This is a genomic window from Sphingomonas segetis (assembly GCF_009720245.1).
GTDB lineage: Bacteria > Pseudomonadota > Alphaproteobacteria > Sphingomonadales > Sphingomonadaceae > Sphingomicrobium > Sphingomicrobium segetis.
The window spans coordinates 1-4,970 of record NZ_WJSQ01000174.1 but is presented as its reverse complement, the minus strand read 5'-3'; the positions used below and the strand labels follow the sequence as shown (position 1 = coordinate 4,970).

3 protein-coding genes and 1 pseudogene are annotated in these 4,970 nt (G+C 66.2%); 1 reads left to right on the top strand and 3 read right to left on the bottom strand.

The features are described 5' to 3' along the window. Positions 1-121 (bottom strand): annotated as a pseudogene (locus GH737_RS12915) (polyhydroxyalkanoate depolymerase); the annotation flags it as partial. 141 nt (positions 122-262) lie between these two features. Here GH737_RS12915 and clpB point away from each other — a divergent pair. After that, positions 263-2,869, top strand: coding sequence for an ATP-dependent chaperone ClpB (gene clpB, locus GH737_RS12910; protein WP_155265213.1), 2,607 nt, complete (start codon positions 263-265; stop codon positions 2,867-2,869). A gap of 12 nt (positions 2,870-2,881) precedes the next feature. Here clpB and GH737_RS12905 read toward each other — a convergent pair whose 3' ends face one another. Beyond that, the gene (locus tag GH737_RS12905; RefSeq protein ID WP_155265212.1) at positions 2,882-3,172 is read right to left on the bottom strand and encodes a hypothetical protein; all 291 of its coding nucleotides are present in this window, start codon (positions 3,170-3,172) and stop codon (positions 2,882-2,884) included. A gap of 59 nt (positions 3,173-3,231) precedes the next feature. After that, the coding region (locus tag GH737_RS12900; protein WP_155265211.1) for a tetratricopeptide repeat-containing sulfotransferase family protein at positions 3,232-4,970 on the bottom strand (1,739 nt) is incomplete at its 5' end.

Sequence of the window (4,970 nt, the reverse complement as noted above, 5' to 3'; positions counted from 1 at the left end):
CCGGATAAACTTTCCGCCCCGCGCCCGGGTAGATCATCTGGACGGTCGCGATCACATTGTGCTCGAACCAGCCGAACGGGCGCTCGGTCGCGAGCGTGTTGACCGCTGTCGGCACCTGCCGCGGCCTCCCCCGCCTTCGTCGCTCAGCCGACCGCCGCACCCACGCAGGGTCCCGAAAGAGGCCGGCCGCAACGGTGAAATAGCCTTGTGTTGCCTATCTGCAACACCATATCGGTGTTGAAGCCAACAGGGGTACGAACAAATGGATTTCGAGAAGCTCACCGACCGTGCGCGCGGGTTACTTCAGGCGGCCCAGACGATCGCCGTTCGGGAGCATCAGCAGCGGATCGCCCCGGCACACTTGCTGAAGGCACTGCTCGACGATGAGCAGGGCATGGCCGCGGGGCTGATCCAGGCCGCTGGCGGCGATGCCAAAGCGGCCCAACGCGAGGCCGATGCACTGGTCGCGAAGATTCCGGCCGTGACCGGAAGCGGCGCGACCCAGGCGCCGGCGATGGACGGCGACACCATCCGCATCCTCGACCAGGCCGAGCAGGTCGCGAAAAAGTCCGGCGACAGCTACGTCACCGTCGAGCGAATCCTGCTCGCGATGGCGCTGGCGAAGGGCAGCGACGTCGGCAACGCGCTCGCCAAGGCGGGTCTCACCCCGCAGAAGCTCAACGCCGCCATCGAGCAGCTCCGCGGCGGCCGTACGGCCGACACGCAAGGCGCCGAGGATCGCTACGACGCGCTCAAGAAGTTCGCGCGCGACCTCACCGCTGCTGCGCGCGAAGGCAAGCTCGATCCGGTGATCGGCCGCGACGAGGAAATCCGCCGCACCATCCAGGTGCTTGCGCGGCGGACAAAGAACAACCCGGTGCTGATCGGCGAGCCCGGCGTCGGCAAGACCGCGATCGCGGAGGGCTTGGCGCTCCGTATCACTAACGGCGACGTGCCCGACGGGATCAAGGACAAGCGCCTGCTCGCGCTCGACATGGGATCGCTGATCGCCGGCGCGAAATACCGCGGCGAGTTCGAGGAGCGGCTGAAGGGTGTTCTCGACGAAGTGCGGCAGGCGGCGGGCGACATCATCCTGTTCATCGACGAGATGCACACGCTGGTTGGCGCCGGCAAAGCCGAGGGCGCGATGGACGCCGGCAACCTGCTCAAGCCGGCGCTCGCCCGCGGCGAGCTTCACTGCATTGGCGCCACGACGCTCGACGAATATCGCAAATATATCGAGAAGGATGCGGCGCTCGAGCGACGCTTCCAGCCGGTGTTCGTGGGCGAGCCGACGGTGCCCGACACGATCTCGATCCTGCGCGGGCTCAAGGAAAAATACGAGCTTCACCACGGTGTGCGGATCACCGACGGCGCGATTGTCGCCGCGGCGATGCTCAGCAACCGCTACATCAGCGACCGCTTCCTGCCCGACAAGGCGATCGACCTGATGGACGAAGCGGCTTCGCGCATTCGCATGGAAGTGGAGTCCAAGCCCGAGGAGATCGAGAATCTCGACCGGCGAATCATCCAGCTCAAGATTGAGCGCGAGGCACTGAAGAAGGAGCAGGACAGGGCATCGCAGGACCGGCTTGCCAAGCTTGAGGACGAGCTTGCCAACCTTGAACAGCAGTCGGCCGAGCTGACCCAGCGCTGGCAGGCCGAGAAAGAGAAGATTTCCGCTGAGGCCAGGCTCAAGGAGCAGCTCGATGGCGCGCGCCTCGAGCTCGAGCAGGCGCAGCGGGGTGGCGACCTCGCCAAGGCGGGCGAGCTCCAATACGGGCGCATCCCCGAGATCGAGAAGCAGCTCGCCGACGCGCAGGCCGCGACAAAGGGCGCGATGCTGCGCGAGGAAGTCACCGACCAGGACATCGCGGCGGTGGTCAGCCGCTGGACCGGAGTACCGGTCGAGCGGATGATGGAGGGTGAGCGCGAGAAATTGCTGCAGATGGAAGCGACAATCGGCGCGCGGGTGATCGGGCAGGAAGATGCGGTGAAGGCGGTCTCCGCCGCTGTCCGCCGTGCCCGTGCCGGCCTCCAGGACCCGAACCGCCCGCTCGGCTCCTTCCTGTTCCTCGGCCCCACCGGAGTCGGCAAAACCGAACTCACCAAGGCGCTCGCCGAATTCCTGTTCGACGATTCGGCGGCGATGGTGCGAATCGACATGAGCGAATTCATGGAGAAGCACGCGGTCGCGCGGCTCATCGGCGCTCCTCCGGGCTATGTCGGCTATGAGGAAGGCGGCGTTCTGACCGAGGCCGTCCGCCGCCGGCCCTATCAGGTGGTGCTGTTCGACGAGGTCGAGAAGGCGCACGGCGACGTATTCAACGTGCTGCTGCAAGTTCTGGACGACGGCCGGCTGACCGACGGCCAGGGGCGCACGGTCGACTTCTCCAACACGATCATCATCCTGACCTCAAATCTCGGCTCGCAGCACCTCGCCTCACTCGGCGAAGACGAACCGGTCGAGAAAGTCGAGCCGCAGGTGATGGACGTCGTCCGCGCCCACTTCCGCCCGGAATTCCTCAACCGGCTCGACGAAATCATCCTGTTCCACCGGCTCGGCACCGGGCACATGGGCCCGATCGTGGACATCCAGATCGCCCGGCTTGGCAAGTTGCTCGAGGACCGCAAAATCCGGCTCGAACTGACCGACGCGGCGCGCGCGTGGCTCGGCCGCGTGGGCTACGATCCGGTCTATGGCGCCCGGCCGCTCAAGCGTGCGGTGCAGAAATATCTCCAGGACCAGCTCGCCGACAAAATCCTGGCGGGCGAAATCCCGGATGGATCGGTCGTTCGCGTCGATGAAGGCGACGGTCAGCTCGTGTTGACGCCCGCAGGAGCCGAATTGCGCGAAGCGGCGGAATAGGCCGCGGCGGTCCTAGCCGGGCCCGCCGGTGGGCTGGGTGTTCGTGTGCAGCTGGTCGAGGTCGCGGCGAGTCTGAAGCTCCCGCTCCTTCCACTGGGCCGCCGTCATGCACACCCTCTTCGACGCAAGCCGCGACCCGATCTTCTGCTCGGTCTGGCAGATGATCCGCTTAGAATCGTCTTTCGCCGCCGGAGACGGCTGGTCGTCGAAGCTGATCGCCGGGGCGGGCGGCTGCTGCTGCGCCTGCACTGCCACGGGAGCGGCACCCAGCATCAGACCGGTAATCGCAAGGAGCTTGAGCATTCTTCCGAACCCCTCTTTGACGTTTCAGCCGGAGATTATTTCCCAAGCCGCGCGGTTCGTCAAACAGAGTCGCTCGCGTCACCCGTCCAGCTATCGAGCGCCGACCCCAGCGCCGTCTTGAGCGGGTCGAGCCAGTGCTCGAAGCGTTTCCACGACTCCGCGCCCCCGGCGTCGATCGGTCGCCGGACCTGCTCGGCGCTCGCGGTGCGCACCGCGCGCTTCGTCTGGTGGAAGTTGAGGCACGCTTCGTCGAACGGAAGCCCGAGGAAGTCGAGGAGAGCGCGTATCTGCGCTTCCGGGTCGGTCAGCAGCTTCTCGTGAATAACGCGATGGACGCGGCCTGGCGAAACCCGGTCGACGTGGGCCATCAGCCGCACATAATCCCGATAATATCGGCCGAAATGTTCGAGATCGTACGAGAATTCCTGGCCGCGTGCATAATGCTGCTTGAAGTTGGAGAGGCCGCAGGCGAGCGGGTGGCGCCGGGCATCGACGATCCTGGCGTTCGGCAGCATCAATCGGATCAGCCCGAGGTGGAGCCAGTTGTTGGGCATCTTGTCGGTGAAGAACGGTCGCTCCGTCTTGCGCTGGATCCGGGTGCGCTCGAGATAAGTCTGGCCCAGCACCGCGATGTCTTCGGCGGAGCGCTCGGCGAGAACATTCGGATAGTTCCGCCATCCTTCGGGAGCGCCGCCCGGGCTGCCCTCCTCCAGCTCGCGCGCGATGACGATGACGTCCGGAAGCTCTCCGGTCCCTTCGACGAGCGGGTGGCTGGCGAGGATTTGTTCGACGAGGGTCGAGCCGGCGCGGGGCATGCCGACGATGAAGATCGGATCGGGCGCTTCGCACCCCCAGCCGTTGCGCGCCTCGAGGAATTCGACGGTGAACAGGCGCTCGGTCGCATCGACGAGCGCCGTCGTTTCCGCCGGGCGATAGCGCGTCTGCACCGAGCGGATCGCATTGCCCTGGCGGTAGTGATCGAAGCTCGAGTCGACTTCCCCGCGGTCCTCGAGCGCCTTGCCTAGCGCAAAGTGCAGCCGCAGTCGGTCGTTGTCGGAGAGGCCAGTCGAGGCAAGCGCCGCTTGCATCGTCGCCACGTCCGCGTCGGAGAACCGATAGGTCTTGAGGTTGGCGAGGCTCCACCACGCCTCCCCGTTGGTGGGGGAGATTTGCAATACCTTGCGATAGGTGTCGGCAGCGCCTTCCTCGCCGACGATCTTCTGGAGGTTCGCAATGCTGATCCAGATGTCGGCGTTGGCCGGCTGGCGCGCAGCGAGGGAGCGATAGAGGCGCAGCGCCTCCTCATTCTCTCCGATGCGGCTCAGGCACACGGCCTTCAGCGCGACGATCGGATCGAGGTCAGCCTCCGGACCGGCGATTTTGCCCAGCTCGGCGAGTGCTTCGCCGGCGCGGCTCAGCAGATCAAGTGCGACCGCGAGCGTGTAGCGCGAATAGAACCAGCCGGGCGCGAGCTCGATCGCGCGCCGAAGGAGCGCCTCCGCCTTGCGCGGCAGGCCGAAGTGAATGGCGATCTCCGCCAGCAGGCGCATCGCGACGACGTCGTCGGGGCGGCTGCCGAGCAATCCGCGAAGGATGCCTTCGGCAGCGGGCATGTCGTTGGCGAGCATCGCCTGATGGGCGCGCACAATGTCGGGATCGTGATCCGCGAGGCTAATCGCTGCGAGCTCCGCGTGGTTCGCGCCGCGACTGTCGCCTAGTTGCCGCAGTGCCCTGCCAAGCGCGCGATGGGCGGTGGCATCGCGCGGGTTGGCGCGCAGGCGGCGGCGGGCATCGTCAG